The sequence below is a fragment of the uncultured Winogradskyella sp. genome (assembly GCF_947498345.1).
Lineage (GTDB): Bacteria > Bacteroidota > Bacteroidia > Flavobacteriales > Flavobacteriaceae > Winogradskyella.
On the sequence record NZ_CANMJY010000007.1, the window covers coordinates 57,980 to 78,048 of the forward strand.

16 protein-coding genes are annotated in these 20,069 nt (G+C 34.7%); 5 read left to right on the forward strand and 11 right to left on the reverse strand.

Annotated features, from left to right (window positions below):
- Positions 1 to 8: 8 nt before the first annotated feature.
- Together Q0912_RS10640 and Q0912_RS10645 are read right to left on the reverse strand one after the other, a co-directional pair.
- Positions 9 to 1,511, reverse strand: coding sequence for a GH3 auxin-responsive promoter family protein (locus Q0912_RS10640; RefSeq protein WP_299114874.1), 1,503 nt, complete (start codon positions 1,509 to 1,511; stop codon positions 9 to 11).
- Positions 1,511 to 2,380, reverse strand: a complete 870-nt coding sequence (locus Q0912_RS10645; protein WP_299114876.1) for a M23 family metallopeptidase — start codon at positions 2,378 to 2,380, stop codon at positions 1,511 to 1,513. Before Q0912_RS10645 ends, Q0912_RS10640 begins: the two co-directional genes overlap by 1 nt.
- Before the next feature lie 113 nt (positions 2,381 to 2,493).
- On the opposite strand from Q0912_RS10645, the gene Q0912_RS10650 reads away from it, so the two are divergent.
- Entirely contained in the window at positions 2,494 to 2,676 is a 183-nt protein-coding gene (locus Q0912_RS10650) for a twin-arginine translocase TatA/TatE family subunit (RefSeq protein ID WP_299114878.1), read from the forward strand.
- A 53-nt stretch (positions 2,677 to 2,729) separates the two neighbouring features.
- Here the strand turns inward: Q0912_RS10650 and Q0912_RS10655 are convergent, their stop codons facing one another.
- From Q0912_RS10655 to Q0912_RS10665, 3 genes are all read right to left on the reverse strand, one after another.
- Positions 2,730 to 3,710, reverse strand: coding sequence for a DUF4837 family protein (locus Q0912_RS10655; protein WP_299114880.1), 981 nt, complete (start codon positions 3,708 to 3,710; stop codon positions 2,730 to 2,732).
- A gap of 24 nt (positions 3,711 to 3,734) precedes the next feature.
- Positions 3,735 to 5,141: a LysM peptidoglycan-binding domain-containing protein gene (locus tag Q0912_RS10660; protein ID WP_299115121.1), complete on the reverse strand. Its 1,407-nt coding sequence runs from the start codon at positions 5,139 to 5,141 to the stop codon at positions 3,735 to 3,737.
- 214 nt (positions 5,142 to 5,355) lie between these two features.
- Entirely contained in the window at positions 5,356 to 6,543 is a 1,188-nt protein-coding gene (locus tag Q0912_RS10665; protein WP_299114882.1) for a phosphoglycerate kinase, read from the reverse strand.
- A gap of 141 nt (positions 6,544 to 6,684) precedes the next feature.
- Between Q0912_RS10665 and Q0912_RS10670 the strand changes: the two genes are divergently transcribed.
- On the forward strand, positions 6,685 to 7,842 hold the full coding sequence (locus Q0912_RS10670) for a DNA polymerase III subunit delta' (protein WP_299114884.1): 1,158 nt from the start codon (positions 6,685 to 6,687) through the stop codon (positions 7,840 to 7,842).
- 37 nt (positions 7,843 to 7,879) lie between these two features.
- On the opposite strand, the gene Q0912_RS10675 is transcribed toward Q0912_RS10670, so the two are convergent.
- The 5 genes from Q0912_RS10675 to Q0912_RS10695 all read right to left on the reverse strand — a co-directional run bounded on the left by Q0912_RS10675 (position 7,880) and on the right by Q0912_RS10695 (position 15,564).
- Complete coding sequence (locus Q0912_RS10675; protein WP_299114886.1) at positions 7,880 to 8,446, reverse strand: OmpH family outer membrane protein; 567 nt, start codon at positions 8,444 to 8,446, stop codon at positions 7,880 to 7,882.
- Between the two features lie 214 nt (positions 8,447 to 8,660).
- Positions 8,661 to 9,518, reverse strand: coding sequence for a class I SAM-dependent methyltransferase (locus Q0912_RS10680; protein ID WP_299114888.1), 858 nt, complete (start codon positions 9,516 to 9,518; stop codon positions 8,661 to 8,663).
- Between the two features lie 79 nt (positions 9,519 to 9,597).
- A complete protein-coding gene (gene mnmG, locus Q0912_RS10685) occupies positions 9,598 to 11,469 on the reverse strand; it encodes a tRNA uridine-5-carboxymethylaminomethyl(34) synthesis enzyme MnmG (protein WP_299114890.1) in 1,872 nt (623 codons plus the stop codon).
- Positions 11,470 to 11,555: 86 nt separating this feature from the next.
- Positions 11,556 to 11,963, reverse strand: a complete 408-nt coding sequence (gene ybeY / locus Q0912_RS10690) for an rRNA maturation RNase YbeY (protein ID WP_299114892.1) — start codon at positions 11,961 to 11,963, stop codon at positions 11,556 to 11,558.
- Positions 11,956 to 15,564 (reverse strand): DUF4175 family protein, encoded by a 3,609-nt coding sequence (locus Q0912_RS10695; protein WP_299114894.1) that lies wholly within the window; start codon positions 15,562 to 15,564, stop codon positions 11,956 to 11,958. Before Q0912_RS10695 ends, ybeY begins: the two co-directional genes overlap by 8 nt.
- Positions 15,565 to 15,673: 109 nt before the next feature.
- On the opposite strand from Q0912_RS10695, the gene Q0912_RS10700 reads away from it, so the two are divergent.
- Together Q0912_RS10700 and gltX are read left to right on the forward strand one after the other, a co-directional pair.
- Positions 15,674 to 16,717, forward strand: coding sequence for an alkane 1-monooxygenase (locus tag Q0912_RS10700; RefSeq protein ID WP_299114896.1), 1,044 nt, complete (start codon positions 15,674 to 15,676; stop codon positions 16,715 to 16,717).
- A gap of 129 nt (positions 16,718 to 16,846) precedes the next feature.
- Positions 16,847 to 18,364, forward strand: a complete 1,518-nt coding sequence (gene gltX, locus Q0912_RS10705; protein WP_299114898.1) for a glutamate--tRNA ligase — start codon at positions 16,847 to 16,849, stop codon at positions 18,362 to 18,364.
- Here gltX and Q0912_RS10710 read toward each other — a convergent pair.
- Positions 18,361 to 19,041 carry a hypothetical protein gene (locus tag Q0912_RS10710; protein WP_299114900.1) on the reverse strand — a complete coding sequence of 227 codons (681 nt, stop codon included), beginning with the start codon at positions 19,039 to 19,041 and terminating at the stop codon, positions 18,361 to 18,363. The genes gltX and Q0912_RS10710 overlap by 4 nt on opposite strands.
- Positions 19,042 to 19,124: 83 nt before the next feature.
- Between Q0912_RS10710 and Q0912_RS10715 the strand changes: the two genes are divergently transcribed.
- Positions 19,125 to 20,063: an SPFH domain-containing protein gene (locus tag Q0912_RS10715; RefSeq protein ID WP_299114902.1), complete on the forward strand. Its 939-nt coding sequence runs from the start codon at positions 19,125 to 19,127 to the stop codon at positions 20,061 to 20,063.
- The last annotated feature ends 6 nt before the right edge of the window (positions 20,064 to 20,069 follow it).

The following is a 20,069-nucleotide window of genomic DNA, read 5'->3' on the forward strand; positions in this document are numbered from 1 at the left end:
ATATAGCGTTATTTCGTTAATTGTAGTTCGTACATGTTATCAGCTATTTTTCGGTCATTAGATAGTCTTGGTATTTTATTTTGTCCTCCTAATTTTCCGATAGATTTCATATAGTTTTTAAAACCGTCTTTTTTAATTTTTGTAATCTTCAATGGTGTTAAAACTTTTCCCTTGATTAGATCTAGATAATAACTGTTTTGCGATTGAAGCGATTGTTCTAATTTTTGAACGAATTCTATTTCATTTTTAGGTTCTTTTTCAAATTCAATAAACCACTCATGATATGGCAACCCCTCTTTAGGATTAATTTGTGGTGCTACCGTAAACTCATTTACAGCAATAGATGTGTTTTGAGTTGCTTCTTTTAAGGCTTGTTCTACTTCCTTTCCAATAACATGTTCCCCAAAAGCCGAAATGAAATGTTTAATTCGACCACTTACAATAACACGGTATGGATTTAGTGATGTAAACTCTACTGTATCACCAATGTTATAAGACCAGAGACCCGCGGTGGTCGAAATAATCATTACATAGTTTACACCAAGCTTTACATCTTTAATTGTAATGCGTTTTGGGCGTTCTTCAAAAAAATGGTCTGCTTCAACAAACTCATAAAAGATTCCTGAACTTAACTGAAGTAACATACCCTTTTCATCTTGTTTATCTTGAAACGCAAAGAACCCTTCACTAGCCGGATACAATTCAATACTATCTACTTTCCTTCCTATGAGGTTTTCAAATTTGGCACGATAGGGTTCGTAATTTACACCACCAAAAATGAACAAATTGAAATTGGCGAAAATATCACCCACTTTTTTATCCGTTTTCTCAATAAGTTTCTCAAAATACATCTGTACCCAAGAAGGAATACCAGAAATAATAGTCATATCTTTGTTGATTGTCTCATCTACAATGGCATCAACTTTGGTCTCCCAATCTTCAATACAATTGGTTTTAAGGCTTGGCATTCTGTTTTTTTGAAGATATTTTGGTACATAATGTGCTACAATGCCAGATAATCTACCAAGTTTAATTCCGTTTTTTTCTTCTAGAATTGGACTGCCTTGTAGAAAAATCATCTTTCCGTCAACAAATTTTGAATTTCCTGTTTCGTTAATGTACATTAAAATAGAATTTCTAGCCGCCTCAACATGTGTTGGCATACTTTCCTTGGTAATTGGAATATATTTTGAGCCAGAGGTAGTACCTGAGGTCTTCGCAAAATAAATGGGTTTTCCTTTCCAAAGGATGTCTTTTTCACCAGCTACAACACGTTCTACATAGGGTTTCAATTCTTCATAATCTCTTATTGGAACACGAGATATAAAATCTTCATAAGTTCTGATCTCATTAAAATTGTGATCTTTACCAAAAACCGTATACTTTGCTTCAGAAATTAAATTCTGAAACACCCTTTCTTGGGTTTCAATGGGTTTTGAAGCCCATTTTTTAATGCGCCTTGCAATGTATTTTGCAAATGGTTTGGATAGTGCTGCTTTAACCGATGGCATTACTGAAAATCAATAAAATTAGTGGGGTTTACAGGATAGCCTTTACTCCAAAGTTCAAAATGAAGGTGTGGTCCTGTGCTTAATTCGCCTGTACTACCAGACATTGCAATAACTTCACCTGCTTTTACTAAATCTCCTTGGGACTTAGTAATGGCAGAGTTATGTTTGTAAACCGAAATTAGTTCTTGATTATGTTCTATAATAACCACATAACCTGTTTCTACAGTCCATTCTGCAAATATAACCGTGCCATTTGCCGTAGCTTTAACAGGTGTGTTTATTGCAACGACAACATCAACAGCAAAATGCTTTTCTTCAATGTTGTAAGCTTCTGAAATGGTACCGTTTACTGGTGGAAATAATACAAAATTATTTGGTGTTGTTGACGCTTCAAATAAGTTATACTTATCCTCTTTTTCTACCTTTGCTCTTAATAAAGAATCTTCTTTGTTTGTGGTAACCCGAAGAATGTCTATATCGTTTTGGGCTGCTTTGATCAGAGAATCTCTATCAAAATCTACCGAGGCCACATCTCCTGTTAAAACCTTTCTTATTGAGGCATAGTAACGCTTATTAAGTTCTAATTCCTGAACAAGAGAATCTGTTTTGTAGTTTAAAATTGATGCTTCTTTTTTAAGTTTAGAAGAAGAATAGCCAGGAATATACTCACGCAGGGGTGTAAAAGCTATTAATAAAATAGTGAAAAACACTAAGAAAATAGCAGATAAGGATGTAAGCACAAAAACATTTAGACGCGTGAGTTTAATAGCAAAGCGCTCTTCAAAAGTATCTTCGTTAAGAATAACCAAACGATACTTATGCAATAGTTTTTTAGCAAATTTCTTTCCGTCTTTTTTCTTTTTTGCCATCAAAACAAAATTAATTAAAATAGTGAAATAGCACTACTGTAAAGTGCTAAAGTTAGATTTGTAACGTTATAATTAAACTATAATTACTAACTTTGTAGTCTAAATTTTTAATTATGACTTTAAGTATTGTCCCATTAGCAATTGGTGCCCCTCAGATAATTCTGATTGTGGTTGCCATTTTATTACTTTTTGGTGGTAAAAAAATCCCTGAATTAATGAGAGGGTTAGGAAGCGGCATCAAAGAATTTAAAGACGCAAGCAAAGAAGATTCGACAGATAATAAAGAAAAAGAATAGTGTACATTCTTCTTAAGATAAAGGAAAAGGCCGACAATAGATGTTGGCTTTTTCTATTTAATAGTTATAGATTTTATTATAGATTCTAATTCAAAAACATATTCTCTTTTGTCTAATGATGGCGCATAAACATAACCTCCAGCTATAAGATAACGATTATTGACCTTGTCTTCAATAGCGTAGGTGATAAATGGCCCAGCCATAGTATAACCTACCATCTCCCAAAGTCCTCTTACCTCATAAGCTGGTTTATTATCTATAATAGTATTAAACAAGCCCGGAGCATAAGCATCTTCTACCGCCATATATATACCATCTTCGCCAGGAATCTTTGTTTTTGTAATCTCATTTCGCATATTTACAATATCAATAATGGTGCTATCACCTTTTGAAATGGTTTCCATTGGCACTTGGTAAAACATTAACTCAATTGTTTTAGTATTACTTAAATTTTTTCTCACCCATAAAAATCCATCTTCTGCTTTAGATATTCTATAAGCCGAAGGCACCTTTACCGAAATACCTAAACGTTTTTCTATTTCACTAACATCAAGTAATGATTTGTTGATACGCCTCTGCTTTTCCTTTACCTCTTCCTTATTAAAGGCATCTAGAATTTTAGTTTTATTTTGGTTGAGTTGATTTATAATATCTTGGTTGGTTTTACCACGAACAATAACGATAGTTTGTGGTTTTGCAAAAGCCTCATTTGCTATTTTTATTGTAGGCTCTTCTGCGCCTTTTTCAATTTTGAGTATAATTCTGCTTCGTGTAGTAAAACCATCAAAAACCTGCGGTGGAATTTGTTTTAGGTTAAACATAGGTTCGTCTAAGGGTAGACCCGTTAAAGGTGCTGCAAAGAGAGTTCTGATGGATTCTCCTATACTACCTTCCCATAAAAGGTTATCAACGACAACGGATATATGATTGAGTTTTCCGTTAGATTCTGGTAAATAGGTTTGATTATCTTCTTTTTTACTATCTCCACACGCTACTAATAGCATACATAACATTATGGTGTATAAAGCTCTCATGAGTATAAGTTTTATTGGTGTTATTTATTCAGACACAACGAGTGTCATTCCTGTTTTGAGTTTGTTACCACTAATATCGTTCCAATCTTTAAGATTTTGAACAGAAACTCCAGAAAATTTTTGTGCAATACTCCAAAGAGAGTCACCTGATCTTACTTTGTAGATTTGTTTTCCTTTTGCACTTACGGGCTTTTTTGTGGTTTTCGATTTTGTGGAAGCTACTGGGTTTCTAGGGTATATGGTTAATCGTTGACCAATTCTTAAATTATTGCTTCTAAGTCCATTCCAGCGCTTTATTTGGCTGACTCTAACACCATATTTTCTGGCAATTTTACCTAGATAATCCCCACTTCTTACACGATATCTAACCCTAGTATCTGTATTAAAAAGCTGTGGTAAAGGCTTTTCGCGTTTATCAAACTCTGCTTTTGCAAATGCATAAATCTTCTCCTCATTAGATGTAAAAACACCTACAGCTTCTCTAGGTAAACGTAACACATAGGTCTTACCTTCAACTTTTGGAATAATATCTAGTTTGTAAGATGGGTTTAAAAATTGAAGCTCTTCTATATTAACTCCTGTAGTTTCAGCAACTTGATCTAAAGTAATCATTTGCTTTACATGAACCGTATCGGTTTGAATATGCTGAAAAGGCGGTCGTTCTGGCTTGAAGCCATGTTCTTTTGCATATTCAAAAATATACATAGTAGCTAAGAATGCTGGCACATAACCTGCCGTTTCTCTTGGTAAGTGTGGACGAATGTTCCAATAGTTTTGGTAACCTCCTGAACGTCTAATGGCTTTGTTTACATTTCCCGGTCCTGAATTATACGCTGCTAATGCTAAATCCCAATCACCAAATATTTTATACAATCGTGATAAGTATTGTGCTGCAGCTGTAGTTGATTCTATAGGGTCACTGCGCTCATCTACATAACTACTTACATCTAACTCATATTCTTTCCCTGTAGTAAACATAAACTGCCATAAGCCTGAAGCACCAACTCTAGACCTTGCTCTTGGCTTTAAGGCAGATTCTACAATAGACAAATACTTCATCTCTAATGGAATGTTGTAATTATCAAATTCTTGCTCAAACATTGGAAAGTAAAAGTGACTCAAGCCCATTAACCTCTCCATAGATTTTCTTCTGTGCTTAAGATATCTTTTTATTACACTCTCTAAGGATGGGTTATATTCTACATTAAAAGGTGTTCTGGCATTCAGGCGTTTCAGTCTTGCTTTGAGTGTGTCTGTAGTTAATTCTGGATAATCAACCGGCTCATAAGTGAGTTCGGTAACTGACTTGTATATGGTATCAAATAGTGAATTACTATACAATTCATCTAACCATTTTTGATCTAATTCTGCCGCTTCTGGTAAATCTTCCAGATTTTTAACACCCAAGGAATCTACTTCCGCAGGAATCATTTTTCCATCGACAACAAACTTACCATCAATAAGTGAGTCGTTGACTTTTTTTGTTTCAGAAATTGGTTTAGCAATAGTATCTGTCTTTGTTTGAGAAAACCCAAAACACATGGTTATATAAACCAATGTAGATATTACTGACTTAATTCTCATAAATAATAGATTTGATACTTCTTTAAACGCTATAGGGTCTAAAATAGTGTTTTTTAGATTATCAGTCTAAAATCGCAGCAATCCCGGGAAGTGTTTTTCCCTCTAGACTTTCTAACATAGCACCTCCACCAGTGCTTACATAGCTTACCTTATTTTCAAAACCGAATTGTTTAACCGCTGCAACGGAATCTCCTCCTCCAACAAGAGAAAATGCACCGTTTTTAGTCGAACTTGCAATGGAATCACCTAATGCTATGGTTCCTTTAGCAAAACTTTCCATTTCAAAAACACCAAGAGGTCCATTCCAAAGAATAGTTTTACATTCATTAACTACGACATCAAAATTTTCTAGTGATTTTGGACCCGCATCAAGTCCTTGCCATCCCTCAGGAATATGCTCTACATCTACAACTTGTGTATTAGCATCATTACTAAAAGCATCTGCAGCAATAACATCAACAGGTAAGTGAATTTTTACACCTTTTGCCTCAGCTTGTTTCATAATATCTAGTGCCAATTCCATTTTATCGTCTTCACATATAGAATCACCAATACTTCCACCCTGAGCTTTTATAAAAGTGAATGTCATTCCTCCTCCTATAATGAGATGGTCTACTTTGTCTAATATATTTTCGATAACTGTGATTTTTGAAGACACTTTTGCGCCACCTAGCACTGCTAAAACAGGTTTTTCACCATCTTCTAAAACCTTTTTTATGCTTTCAATCTCTTTTGCCAACAAATACCCAAAACATTTTGCTTCTGGGAAAAATTGTGCAACTATTGTTGTAGAGGCGTGTGCTCTGTGTGCCGTTCCGAAGGCATCATTAACATAAATATCTCCTAATCTAGAGAGTTGCTCAGCAAAATCTTTATCACCTTGTTTTTCTTGGTCGTGAAAACGTAAATTCTCCAATAGCAAAATCTCACCTGCCTGTAATGCTTTTGCTTTTGCTTCAGCTTCTTCACCAATACAATTGCTTACAAACGTTACTTCTACACCTAAAATATCTTCAATTTTTGGAATAATGTGCTTTAATGAAAACTCTTCCTGAACACCTTTTGGTCTTCCTAAATGTGACATTAAAACACAGCTTCCACCATCTTCTAATATTTTAATGATTGTAGGTTTTGCAGATACAATTCTTGTTGCATCAGTAACCTCAAAACTATCATTTAGTGGTACATTAAAATCTACACGGATTAATGCTTTTTTATTATTAAAATCGAAATCGTTTAGTGTCTTCATGTTATAAATTTTGGAAAACAAATATAAGTCCATAATGGTCATTAGACAAACAGAAACTTTAAGCCATTTTAAAATCAAACTCAAACATCAATCTCTATACGTAAAGTTTTATAACGGTAAAATATTGTATAGCTTTGCGATATGTTATTTTCAGACGTTTTAGGTCAGAATCATATCAAAAATCATCTCACAACAAGTGTTGATGCTGGAAGAATTGCACATGCCCAGTTATTTGTTGGCCCAGAAGGTTCTGGTACGTTGCCAATGGCTTTGGCTTATGCGCAATATATTCTTTGCGGAAATTCTAATGGTGAAAATACTGGTGGCAATGACTCCTGTAACTTAAAGTTTAAAAACTTTTCGCATCCCGACTTACATTTTGCCTTTCCGGTAACGACAAGTGATAAAGTAAAAAGTAAGCCTGTTTCTAATTTTTATTTAGAAGAATGGCGCCAACTTCTAGACCAGCAACCTTATGGTAATCTTTTTGATTGGTACAGGTTGCTTGGTGTTGATAATAAGCAAGGGCAAATAGGTGTAGATGAAGCTCATGAGATTGTAAAGTCACTAACGCTTAAGTCCTATGAAGGTGGTTATAAAGTAATGATTATATGGATGGTTGAGAAAATGAACACTGCTTCGGCAAACAAGCTTCTTAAACTTATTGAAGAGCCGCCAGAGAAAACCGTTTTTATACTTATAGCAGAAGATGAAGAGCAAATTATAAACACCATTAGATCGCGTTGCCAAATCCTTCATTTTCCTCCTTTAGCTGAAAATGTCATTGCAGAAGCGCTTGTGTCTAAATACCATATTGAGACTGCCGTAGCAATAAAAATTGCGCACCAAGCTAATGGTAATTTTAATAAAGCCTGTGATTTAATTTATCAGGACAGTGAAGACATTCAATTTGAAAAGTGGTTTATTTTGTGGGTGCGATCTGCATTTAAAGCAAAAGGCAATAAAAGTGCTATACACGATTTAATTTCATGGTCCGAAGAAATTGCCAAAACTGGTCGTGAAACACAAAAGAAGTTTTTGGCCTTTTGTTTAAATTATTTTAGGCAAGCCTTATTGCTTAATTATAAAGCTAATGACTTAGTATATGTAGAACCAAAATCAGAAAGTTTTAAATTAGAAAAGTTTGCTCCTTTTGTACACGATTCTAATATTATAGAAATTTCTAACGAATTACAAAACGCCATATATCACATAGAGCGCAACGGAAACTCTAAGATTATTCTTACTGATTTATCAATTAAATTAACACGTTTACTGCATAAAAAAAGCCAAGCATAAGCTCGGCTTTAATATTTTTAGTTTAGAAGTTTTAGTTCTATTCCTTAGTACTTTTGTCTTCTGCAGAAGCCTCATCTGTCTCTTTATTGTCTTTTTTACTATAGCTATCATTAATAGCCTTAATTACTATCTCAGTAATGTCTTTAGCTTCTTCACCATATAAAACGCTACCAGCCTGGTTTTTTCCAAATATAAATGTATAGCCGTTGCTTTTTCCATAATCTTCAACAAAGTCATTGACTTTTAAAATCACAGAATCCATTTCGGTATTAAAAGCCTGTTGCATTATCTGCTGCTCATACTGAATTTGCTGTTGCAAAATTTGTTGTTTTTGACCTAGTTCCTGGTATTTTTCTTGCTGTGCTTTTTTAGACATTTTAGCTGCAGCCAAATTAAAGGCTTGTGCTTCGATCTGAAAAGCCTGACCAATACTATCTGTTTTCTTTTTAAAGGCTTCGTCTTTAGCCTTAAATTCTTCTTCAAGATCAATTTTCATTTGATAATCATTAATTACCTTTCCATTATCAATGAATGCAACTTTTTCCTGCTTCTGACAAGATGAAAATGATGTTGCAATGATTAGACCTAAAATTATTCTTTTCATAATTCTATAATTCAAATTTAATTTTTGCAAATGTATAAAAGTTAGCTTGTGATTTTAGTAAATTCCCAACTATTCATTAAATCTATACAAACAATCACTACGTATAATTAAAACTTATTAAAAACAAATTGAAATAAAGCGATTTAAGCGCATTTTAATTTCTAGACTTATAATCTAGTATTTTACATTAATTAATTAAATAGGCGTCTTTTATTTAAGAATATTGCTGTTTTAAGATGTATATGTGAGACGAATATTCTTTTGAACGTTTTGCTTTTTGATTTGAAAGCATCCCGGTCCAAAATGCTTTAAAAGGATTCATGAATCCTGATTTATATTTTTCAGAAAGTAAACTCACGTAATAGGAATCAAAAATCATTGGTATAGTTTTCTTTAGTTCTATTCCCTCCTTTTTAAATATTTTTTCAATTGAAGTTTTAGAAAAATGCCATAAGTGTCTTGGCACATCATAAGCTGCCCAAAAGTTTTCGTAATACAAAGCGTCATAACTTTTATAATTAGGAACCGCAATTACTAAAGTTCCTTTTGGTTTTAAAAGGTGTTTAAATCGTTTTATATGTGTTTCTATATTAGGTAAATGCTCTAGTACATGCCATAGCGTAATCACATCAAAACTGTTAGCCTCTAACTTCTCTAGATGTTCTATTTCAAAAACGGAATGCTTGGTTTTAGAATTCGCAATGTGCCTTGCGTTTTCATTTGGTTCAATTCCTGTAATTTTCCAATTATCTTTTTGAGCTACATCTAAAAAATCACCTGTGCCACATCCGATATCTAAGAGCGTTTTATCATCAGAATTGAATGAGTTAATCAATTTCAACTTCCGTTTTAAAGATATATTTCTAACAACATGATAAACTCTCTCTAAAAGATTTCGCTTGGTGTCTGTATGCGAAATATAGTTTTCACTCATATAATATTCTGAAAGGTTTTCTGCTTTGGGTTGAGGAAAGGTCTCCAACATATCGAGTTCTTCATTATACAATAATTGAAATTCTTCACCCGAAACTGAGTGATCTTTCACCTTTAAATATGTTGCTTTGTTATTCATTTAAAAAAGGCTTTCGACTCCGCTCAGCCTGACAGAAGAGATTCTAGATTTAATGATTGTTTCACGTGGAACATTTATTTTATCGCCCCAAGTATACTAATAAAACAGAAACATCATTTGGTGACACACCGCTTATTCGAGAAGCCTGAGATATGGTTACTGGTTGAATTTTCGTTAGCTTTTGCCTCGCCTCCATACTCATAGATTTCAGCTTTGAGTAATCAAAATTTGAAGGGATTTTTACACTTTCTAAACGATTTAATTTGTCTGCATTATTCTTTTCTTTCTCGATATATCCAGCATATTTCACCTGAATTTCTGTTTGCTCTATAACCTCAACGTCTAAGTTATTATTAGAAATGTAACTCTCAACAGATGCTACTTTGCGCATATCATCTATTGTAATATTTGGTCTTGCATAAAGCTTAAACATCTTGTCTTGTTGTTTTACTTTAGCAGAGTTCTTGGATTCTAAGACTGGATTTATTTCATCTGGTTTTACGCTTGTGTCTCTAAAAAATTGAACAAAAGCATCAGATTTAGATTGCTTTTCTTCCATTCTTCTAAGCCGTTTTTCTGATGCCAATCCTAAATCGTATCCTTTAGGTGTTAATCTAAAATCCGCATTATCTTGCCTTAAAAGTGTTCGGTATTCTGCTCTAGATGTAAACATGCGATAAGGCTCTTCCGTGCCCTTAGTAATCAAGTCGTCTATTAAAACACCTATATAAGCCTCGTCCCGTTTCAACTTAAAAGCTTCTTTTTCCTGAACTTTAAGACTCGCATTTATACCAGCCATTAATCCTTGTGAAGCTGCTTCTTCATAACCAGTTGTTCCATTAATCTGTCCCGCAAAAAACAAACCATCTACCAACTTTGTTTCGAGCGTATGCTTTAATTGTGTTGGTGGGAAATAGTCATACTCTATAGCGTAACCTGGTCTAAAGAATTTTACATTCTCAAAACCTTTTACGGACTTTAAAGCCTTGTATTGAACATCTTCAGGTAAGGATGTGGAGAAACCATTTACATATACCTCAACAGTATTCCAACCCTCAGGTTCTACAAACAATTGATGCCTGTCTTTATCTGCAAAACGATTAATTTTATCTTCAATAGACGGACAATATCTTGGCCCTACACTTTTAATTCTACCATTAAACATTGGCGAACGATCAAAACCTTCTCGCAATAAATTATGAACTTCTGGGCTTGTGTAAGTCATATGACAAGACCGTTGTTCTTGCAGTGGTTTTGTAACGTCTAAATAAGAGAATTTTTCTGGGTTTTCATCACCTGGTTGTTCTATCATGACAGAATAGTCCAGAGACCTTCCATCAACCCTTGGTGGCGTACCTGTTTTCATTCTACCAGAATCAAAACCTATTTCAATTAGCTCCTCTGTAATTCCTGTAGCAGCTCTTTCGCCTGCTCTACCACCACCAAAATTTTTGTCACCGATATGAATAAGCCCGTTTAAAAAAGTTCCATTAGTTAGAACTACAGTTTTAGCTTTTACTTCAATTCCCAACGATGTTTTAACTCCGACAACCTTATCTTTTTCAATAAGTAACCCAGAAACCATTTCCTGATAAAAATCAAGGTTAGCAGTATTTTCTAAAAGCAATCTCCAATCTTCAGCAAAACGCATTCGATCAGACTGACATCTGGGACTCCACATTGCTGGTCCCTTAGATTTATTAAGCATCTTAAATTGGATGGCAGAAGTATCAGAAACGATTCCGCTATACCCTCCTAACGCATCAATCTCACGCACAATCTGACCTTTAGCAATTCCTCCCATAGCAGGATTACAAGACATCTGTGCAATGTTCTGAAGGTTCATTGTAATCAACAACGTCTTACTACCCATATTGGCAGCAGCAGCAGCAGCCTCACTACCTGCGTGACCTGCACCAACTACAATAACATCGTAAACATCATTAAACATAATTCTATTCTTGTTGTTCCACGTGGAACATTTTATGAATCTAAAAATTTATAGCGCGCAAAGATACACTGAAATAGTCATTTTCGCTAACGTTTACCTAAGTAGTAATCTTCCTTGCTTCGCATTAATTCGGTATCTTCATCAGATTTGTCCTTATATCCACAATAATGCAAAACACCATGAATGATAACTCTAGCCAATTCATCTTTGAACTTTACATTAAACTCAGATGCATTTTCTTCAACGCGTTCTACAGAGATGTAAATATCGCCATGTAGTTCTTTTCCTACCGAATAGTCGAAGCTAATTATGTCAGTTAAGGTGTCGTGATTTAGAAACTCAACATTGATCTTATGTAGATATTCATCAGAACAGAATATATAATTAATCTCACCCTGCTTACAATTTTCTTCGGTAATGGTGTTAGAAATCCATTTAGAAATTTGATCTGGTTGCTCTAGTTCAAAATTGGTCTCGTAATTAAAACTAATCATTCGTCTTTTTAAAATACTCTTGAATCTTTTTCTTAAAATGATTCTGCAAAGGTAATGCTTGACGATTTAATATTTCGGTGGTGTTGAAGTATTGTTTAGCCGTAGGGATTTGATTAGAATTTACCTTGTCAAACTCCTTTTTGTTAGTCTCAGATTCACGCTTAGTATCTTGACCCTGCATAAAGGTGGCGTTCTCAAGTTTCAACAACTGGTGTTGTAAGTCCATCATTTTTTGAAGCGTTTGATTAGTGAAACCGTAATTCAATAAATCAAGTTCGACTTCCTCCATTTGTTTAATGAGTTGTCCTGCAGACTCAATCTTTCCTTCTTTAGCCAAACGATCCTCTAAAGCTTGCCTTAATTGTTGTTGTTGTTGGTAAATTTTAAATAGCTCCGCGTTTTGTTCTTCATTTCCCCCTTCGCCATAACCATCATTTTTTTCGCCTTCTCCATCAGTTCCTTCACCTCCATTTTGACCATCCTTTCCGTTCTTTCCGTTCTTTCCTCCTTTTCCCTCACCTTTTTGATTTCCTTCTCCATTCTGGTTTCCATTGTTGCCATTTTGACCACCTTCTCCACCTTCTCCTTGTTGTTCGCCAGATTTTCCGTTTTCACCACCTTGCCCACTTTCACCTTCCTGACCTTTTTCGCCTTGTTCTCCCGGCTTATCACCATCTTTCCCTTCTTTACCATCCTTGCCTTGCTCCCCTGGTTTTTCTCCTTCGCCTTCTTTTCCTTCGTCACCCTCTTTTCCTTCCTCGCTTTTCTTAACGCCTTCTTCCATTTGCTTATTCAACTCTTCCTGACTCATAATGATATCTGGAAGTTGTTGTCCTCCACCACCACCTGATCCTGGCGAAGGGTTCATAGACATTTCCATATTATCTAATACATCGCTTAAGAAACTTGCTAATTCATTACTTGCTGTAATAGCATATTGCTGAGACGACACACCTTGGTATAGTCTGTTTTCTGTTAACTGACCCAAGGCCTTGTCAATATTGAAATAAACTTCAGTTATTTGCGAATTGACCTTCTCCGAGATCTTAGGCTGTCGCAGAGACAAGGCAAACAAACTATCATCGATATGTTCAAAGTGTTCTCTGAGATTGCTTTGCTCAATGATATACTTACCGTATTTATTATTATTAATGTCAATCGCATCAAATGTGTTCATCAACTCTTCTTGATCAAAAGAATAGAGTAACAAATTCTCCAAAATCTGTCTAAGTGTATCGATATCTTCTGCCATTTGATTGCCTCCACCTCCGCCTCCAGACATCATCTGCTTCATCTTTTCACTCATCTGCTTCATTTTCTTAGCAGCTTTCTTTTGTTTTTCCTGAGCCTTCTCTTGTTGTTCCTGAGCTTCTTGAGGTTTCTGTTTTTCTTCGCTTTGTTCTTTTTTTTCTAAAGCTTCTTTGGCTTCTTTTTGATCAAACTTTACACCATCTTCTAAAAACTCGTCAACAGGTACTTTCATTGGTTTCTGAAGTCGTCGATCTTCTTGTTTCAGGTCTTCAATGTCTTTTTGGAGTTTCTCAAATTCCTTGTTTAACTCCTCTTGCTTTTCTTTGGTATTCTCCTTTTCTTTGTTTGAAAGTTCTTCTTGCTTTTTAGAAAGCTCATCTAACTGATTGGCTATCTTCTCCGTTTTTTTCATTACATAGAAACGCTTTGTTAACTCTAAGAGTTGCTTCATACTACGTTTCTTGTTCTTGTTTTGCTTAGCTAACTCTTCAAGCTTTTGTGTAAACTCTTCTTTGTTGATCTTATCTTTTAATTCCTCGAGTTCTTCTAAAAGTTTTTCGTCCTTTTTAAGCTGTTCTTCGTTTTCTTTTAAGCGCTCTTTTAGATCTTCTTTAAACTGATCTTCCTTTTTCTCTTCTTGAAATTCTTCTAAATTATCCTGTAACTTCTTATTGAAGTTTTTCATCAACTGTTCTTGTTGTTTTTGACGTTTTAAAAAGTCCTCGAACTTCTTCTTATCATTAAAATTAAGCTGCTGTTTTTCCTTTTGGGTTTTAGAAAATTCTTCTAACTTCTTGTCTTGTTCCTGAAGCTTTTCAAAAGTCTTTCCAATATCTTTTATCGTTTCGTTTTGCTCTTGTAGTTGCTTCTGCTCTTCTTCTTCTTTGGTGCGCTTTCTGTAGCTGAACACACTACTTTTGGTGCGTTTGTAATTATGAATAACATCATTATCAAAGACTTCAAAATACAATTGATAGCTTACTCCTTCTTCGAGATTGAACTGATTCGGAAACGCACTTACAAATTCACTAAAGTTAGATTTTGAAACTGAAACAGGCTCAATAACCTTATTCGTTTCATCATCAACAGGGTAGTATACCAGATTCAACTTTGTTAGTCCAAAATCGTCACTTGCCTGACCATAGAAATACAGGCTTTGCAGATCAATGGAGTCCTTTTGAACTTTAATATCTAGCTCTGGACTTAAATCTTTAACCACACTGATGCTATAAGCTAAGTTTTCGTAGTCCTTAAGATTATCATTACTGGTAGAGATGCTATAATTATAATTTCTGTAAAGGCGTTTTGTAGCTTCAAAACCCCCGTCCTCATTTTGAGTGAACCTTAAGGTATCATGAGCATAAATATTTACTTCGCTTGTGGATTTAGTTAATGCCTTCCAGGTTACTTTTGTTCCTTCTGGAATTACAGCTGAACCTGTGCTTTTCAGCACCTCATCTTGTTTTCTGGTATAAGACGGATAGTCTAAGACCATTTCAAAATTCACTAGGTTTGGTGTATTAACCACTTCTATTTGATAGGTTTTAGAACTAACATCATTAGCCGTCAATGTAAATTCGATATTTTCTTTAGGCAAGTTAAATGTATATTGAAATTCCCCTGGCGCTAATTGCTGCAAATAGTAGGATTGTCCATTGAACTGAATTTGTGCATTATCAGGAATAACATCACCTGCCGTAGACACATTTAATTTAAAATCTTTGCCTTCTATAGCCTGAAGTGATTCGTTTAATACAAAAAACTGAAATGGTGCTGGTGGCTCGTAAGCCGTTTGATAATTCACCACACGCTCATAGCTATCGCTAAACCAATTTATTTTTCCTGTAACATAAGAAAACAGCAATATAATTATCGGAATTGCAGCATACTTTAAATACTTAGTGTTAGATTTAAAATTAATTGCTGATTTAAATGAAATTGGTTGCAGTTCTTGCGATTTCTGTTCAATACTTGCGATTAATAAATCGGATTGAGTTGGATTTTGATTTAATTGAAGTATATTAAGCAATTTGTCATTAACCTCTGGAAAATGATTTCCAATTAATTTTGAAGCTGTTTCGTAGTTGATACCTTTCCTTAAATTGAATAAATGCGCTAACGGAATTGCTATAAATTTGATAAATAAGCCTAGCTCAACAGTAATGAATGCCCAGAACAAAATAGTTCTGGCTGTTGGGTTTAGCCAAAGCATATATTCTACAAATAATGTCACCATGAAGTATAACAAGCCAATAGCGAAAAATAGTATTGCGCCCTTTAGCAATTCATTAGTGTAATATTTCTTAATGAATTCCTGTAACTTGTTTTTTATAGCTTCAAAATTGCTCATGTCTTATTCTAACTGACTAATCTACAATTTTATTTTAATTGTAGATTCCTTAAATTTGGTAAGATTCTGTTAATTTAGAGACTTTAACTGTTAAATGCAGTCTCAAAACATGAAAGATATTAAATATTTAGCGGCATTCTCAATTCCTGTAATGGCATTCTTTGGGTTATACCTTAAGGGCTATTGGGTTTGGGCTACGCCAATTTTTGCCTTTGTGTGTATTCCAATTCTTGAATTAATTTTTCCTGTTGATACAGAAAATCTTCAACCCGAAGAAGTCGATAATAAACTAAAGCGCAAAATATTTGATTGGTTACTATACCTTAATTTGCCTGTAGTTTTTGGATTGGTTCTTTATGCATTAGCTTTGGTTTCTAACCAAACCATAGAAACTTATGAATTTGTTGGGTTAATCTTTTCTATTGGTATTGTTCTTGGTGTTAATGGTATTAATGTGGGGCATGAATTGGGGCACAGACAAACCACCAATGAGCGTTTTATTGGTAAGCTCTTGCTTCTACCCTCATTCTACATGCATTTTTATATAGAACATAATTTTGGGCATCATTTGCATGCTGCCACGCCTGAAGATGCTGCAACAGCAAGGTATAATCAATCTGTATATTCTTTTTGGTTGACCTCAACGATACGACAATATTTTAGTGCTTGGCGTATTCAAAGACAATTGTTGAGTAACAACAACTTGTCATTTTTATCTTTTAAGAACGATATGTTCTGGTATATCGTTTTCCAAACAGTATACCTCATTGTAATTGCCATGCTATTAGGGACATCTGCATTGCTTTTTGCGTTTTTTGCAGGAATAGTTGGCTTTATTCTCCTTGAAACTGTAAATTATATAGAGCATTATGGTTTATTGCGCTTAAAAACCAAGTCTGGTCGTTATGAGCGTGTTAAGGAGGTGCACTCTTGGAATTCAAACCATGTGATTGGAAGAATCGTTTTGTATGAACTTACCAGACATAGTGATCACCACTATAAATCTTCAAAGAAATACCAAATTTTAGATTGCCATGATGAAAGTCCGCAAATGCCTTTTGGGTATCCTACTTCTATGGTACTTTCTATGATTCCGCCATTATGGTTTAAGATTATGAATAAGCGTGTGCCCAAGGAAATGATTACATCTTAAAGATTTATTTGCTTTGCTGTAAAATCTTATCGGACTATCTTTGCATTTTAATTTAGGATCCTGAAACAAGTTCAGGGTGACAGTGTGAATGATTTTTAACGCAAAGCGTTAAAAGGTTTATTTTAAATTATGTCTAAAAATGTGCGTGTGCGTTTTGCGCCAAGTCCAACAGGACCTTTACATATTGGTGGTGTGAGAACCGCCTTATTCAACTATTTATTTGCTAAAAACCATGGTGGTGATTTTGTGCTTCGTATTGAAGACACAGATCAAAACCGTTACGTTGAAGGCGCTGAAGACTATATCGTAGAAGCTCTGAATTGGTGCGGTATTCCTTTTGACGAAGGCCCAGGAAAAAACGAAAAGTTTGGACCCTATAGACAAAGTGAACGTAAGCACCTGTATAAACAATATGCGGATCAACTCATTAATGAAGGAAAAGCCTACTATGCTTTTGACACAGCAGAAGAATTAGACGCTCACAGAAAGCAGCATGAGGAAGAAAAAAAGACGTTTATTTACAATTGGCATAATCGTGAGAAAGGACGTTTAGTTAATTCCTTAGTGCTGCCCGAGGAAGAAACCAAAGCAAAAATTGATGCTGGAGAACATTACGTGGTACGCTTTAAATCTCCACAAGATCAGACATTACACCTCAAAGATATTATTCGCGGTGATATTTCTATAGACACTAATGTGCTAGACGATAAAATCTTATTTAAAAGTGATGGTATGCCCACCTATCACTTGGCAAATATTGTTGATGACCATTTAATGGAAATTACGCATGTAATTCGTGGTGAAGAATGGTTACCGTCTTTAGCTTTACATCAATTGCTTTACGATGCTTTTAGCTGGGAAGCACCTCAATTTGCACACTTACCTTTAATCTTAAAACCAACAGGGAAAGGTAAGTTGAGTAAGCGCGATGGAGATAAATTAGGTTTCCCTGTGTTTCCATTGGTTTGGACAGACCCAAAAACCAATGAAGTTTCTAGAGGATACAAAGAAGATGGTTATTTCTCTGAAGCTGTAGTTAACTTCTTAGCTTTTTTGGGTTGGAATCCTGGTACCGAGCAAGAAATATTTGACTTAGAGCAACTTATTAATGATTTTGACTTAGAGCGCGTTAATAAAGCTGGTGCTCGTTTTGATCCTGATAAAACCAAGTGGTTTAATCATCATTATATGCAACAACAATTAGATCTAGATTTGGCAAAACAATTCCAATCCATACGACCAGAATTAAAAGATATTGACCTCAATTACATGGCATTAGTCATTGGTTTGATTAAGGAACGCGCTACGTTTGTTGGTGATTTCTGGGACTTAAGTCATTTTTTCTTTACGGCGCCAAAATCTTATGATGAAAAATCCTCTAAAAAAGCTATAAAAGAAAGTACTCCCGATATCCTTAATAACGTTGCTGAGCTTGTAAGTTCTACAAATCCATTTACTACAGAAAGTCTTCAAGCTAATATTAAAGGCTGGATAACAACTAATAACATTGGTTTTGGAAAGGTAATGATGCCGTTACGTTTAGCCTTAGTCGGTGCTTTGCAAGGACCTGATGTATTTGATATTATGTATATGATTGGCGAGGATGAAACGATTAAGCGCATTGAAGCTTTAGTAAAAACTATTTAAAACGTCACTATAGCGGTAAAAGCAATTAAAGACTGGTTTCCCTTAAACTTATCATCGTTTGTGCCAACATTTAAATCTTGGTCGTTTAAGTTTCCTAATATATTAGTGAAACCATAAACGTATTGCGCTCTTAGTCTAAACGCACCAAAACCTGCAGATAAACCAACAGCTCCATTGACATTAAAATTAGATATTTCCGTAATATCTTCAGTAAAAAGATTATCGTAATTAGTAACCAAAAAGCCTTCTTTAGAGTCCTCTTTTAGTTCTAAATCACTATTGTATTGTAGCATTGGCCCAACATCTAAAGTCACATTGTTACCAATAAGTTTAGCGTGAAGTAAAAATGATATTTGAGCCGTAAACATCTTATATTCAATATACTCTTGTCTTGCTGTGGCGGGAGTTTCCCCAAGTATATCAACATTATTTTCAGAAAGCTGAATGTTATAGCTTACATTATACCATTTGTGCGGAATATCTACTGAAGCCGTTAAGCCACCTATATAACCCGTGTTACTTTTGGTTTTAAAGTTATCGGTGATAATATCAAACTGGGTAATTCCGCCTTGTATACCTATACCATTTTTTATAGCATAGCGTCTGTGCTGTGCTTGGCAAATTGTAACAAAAGCCATACAAATAGCTACTAATAAGAAGTGTTTTGTTTTTTTCATACGATTTTGGAGCTGAATAGGACAAACCTAAGTAAAATTATTTACATTTAATATTTCATATTCACTAACCTAAAAAACTTGTTATGGGTCAATTTATTTTTATTCCGATTATATTCTTTGGATTAATCGTTTTAATTTCAGCATTTTTTATTGTTAAACAGCAGACCGCTGCTATTATAGAACGCTTTGGTAAGTTTCAAAGTATTCGTCATTCTGGTTTACAACTAAAAATTCCTCTTGTAGATCGCATTGCAGGGAAATTAAGTCTTAAAATTCAACAGTTAGATGTTATTATAGAAACTAAAACATTGGATGATGTTTTTGTACGTTTAAAAGTATCAGTTCAGTATAAAGTCATCCGCGATAAGGTTTACGATGCCTTTTATAAACTCGATTATCCGCACGATCAAATCACCTCCTATGTATTTGATGTAGTACGTGCTGAAGTTCCAAAAATGAAATTGGACGATGTCTTTGTTCGTAAAGATGATATTGCTATTGCAGTAAAATCTGAACTTAATGATGCTATGATGGAATACGGTTACGATATTATTAAAACGCTTGTAACCGATATTGATCCTGATTCTCAGGTAAAAGCAGCCATGAATCGTATTAATGCCTCTGAGCGCGAAAAAATCGCGGCACAGTTTGAAGGTGATGCAGCGCGTATTCTTATTGTTGAAAAAGCTAAGGCTGAAGCAGAAAGTAAGCGTTTACAAGGTCAGGGTATTGCCGACCAAAGGCGAGAAATTGCTCGTGGACTTGAGGAGTCCGTTGAAGTATTAAATAAGGTTGGCATTAACTCACAGGAAGCCTCTGCATTAATTGTTGTAACACAGCACTATGATACTTTACAAGCTATTGGTGGAGAAACTAATAGTAACCTTATCTTATTGCCAAACTCACCACAAGCAGGTAGTAACATGCTGAATGATATGGTCGCTAGTTTTACAGCTAGTAATCAGATTGGTGAAGCTATGAAGAATGCGGCTAGTAACAGTAAAAAGAAAGGTGAAGAATAATTATAA

Bases quoted from the DNA above. Each gene is read 5' to 3' on its own strand.
- Q0912_RS10640 (WP_299114874.1), bottom strand. From the start codon at position 1,511: ATGCCATCGGTTAAAGCAGCACTATCCAAACCATTTGCAAAATACATT.
- Q0912_RS10645 (WP_299114876.1), bottom strand. From the start codon at position 2,380: ATGGCAAAAAAGAAAAAAGACGGAAAGAAATTTGCTAAAAAACTATTG.
- Q0912_RS10650 (WP_299114878.1), top strand. From the start codon at position 2,494: ATGACTTTAAGTATTGTCCCATTAGCAATTGGTGCCCCTCAGATAATT.
- Q0912_RS10655 (WP_299114880.1), bottom strand. From the start codon at position 3,710: ATGAGAGCTTTATACACCATAATGTTATGTATGCTATTAGTAGCGTGT.
- Q0912_RS10660 (WP_299115121.1), bottom strand. From the start codon at position 5,141: ATGATTCCTGCGGAAGTAGATTCCTTGGGTGTTAAAAATCTGGAAGAT.
- Q0912_RS10665 (WP_299114882.1), bottom strand. From the start codon at position 6,543: ATGAAGACACTAAACGATTTCGATTTTAATAATAAAAAAGCATTAATC.
- Q0912_RS10670 (WP_299114884.1), top strand. From the start codon at position 6,685: ATGTTATTTTCAGACGTTTTAGGTCAGAATCATATCAAAAATCATCTC.
- Q0912_RS10675 (WP_299114886.1), bottom strand. From the start codon at position 8,446: ATGAAAAGAATAATTTTAGGTCTAATCATTGCAACATCATTTTCATCT.
- Q0912_RS10680 (WP_299114888.1), bottom strand. From the start codon at position 9,518: ATGAATAACAAAGCAACATATTTAAAGGTGAAAGATCACTCAGTTTCG.
- mnmG (WP_299114890.1), bottom strand. From the start codon at position 11,469: ATGTTTAATGATGTTTACGATGTTATTGTAGTTGGTGCAGGTCACGCA.
- ybeY (WP_299114892.1), bottom strand. From the start codon at position 11,963: ATGATTAGTTTTAATTACGAGACCAATTTTGAACTAGAGCAACCAGAT.
- Q0912_RS10695 (WP_299114894.1), bottom strand. From the start codon at position 15,564: ATGAGCAATTTTGAAGCTATAAAAAACAAGTTACAGGAATTCATTAAG.
- Q0912_RS10700 (WP_299114896.1), top strand. From the start codon at position 15,674: ATGAAAGATATTAAATATTTAGCGGCATTCTCAATTCCTGTAATGGCA.
- gltX (WP_299114898.1), top strand. From the start codon at position 16,847: ATGTCTAAAAATGTGCGTGTGCGTTTTGCGCCAAGTCCAACAGGACCT.
- Q0912_RS10710 (WP_299114900.1), bottom strand. From the start codon at position 19,041: ATGAAAAAAACAAAACACTTCTTATTAGTAGCTATTTGTATGGCTTTT.
- Q0912_RS10715 (WP_299114902.1), top strand. From the start codon at position 19,125: ATGGGTCAATTTATTTTTATTCCGATTATATTCTTTGGATTAATCGTT.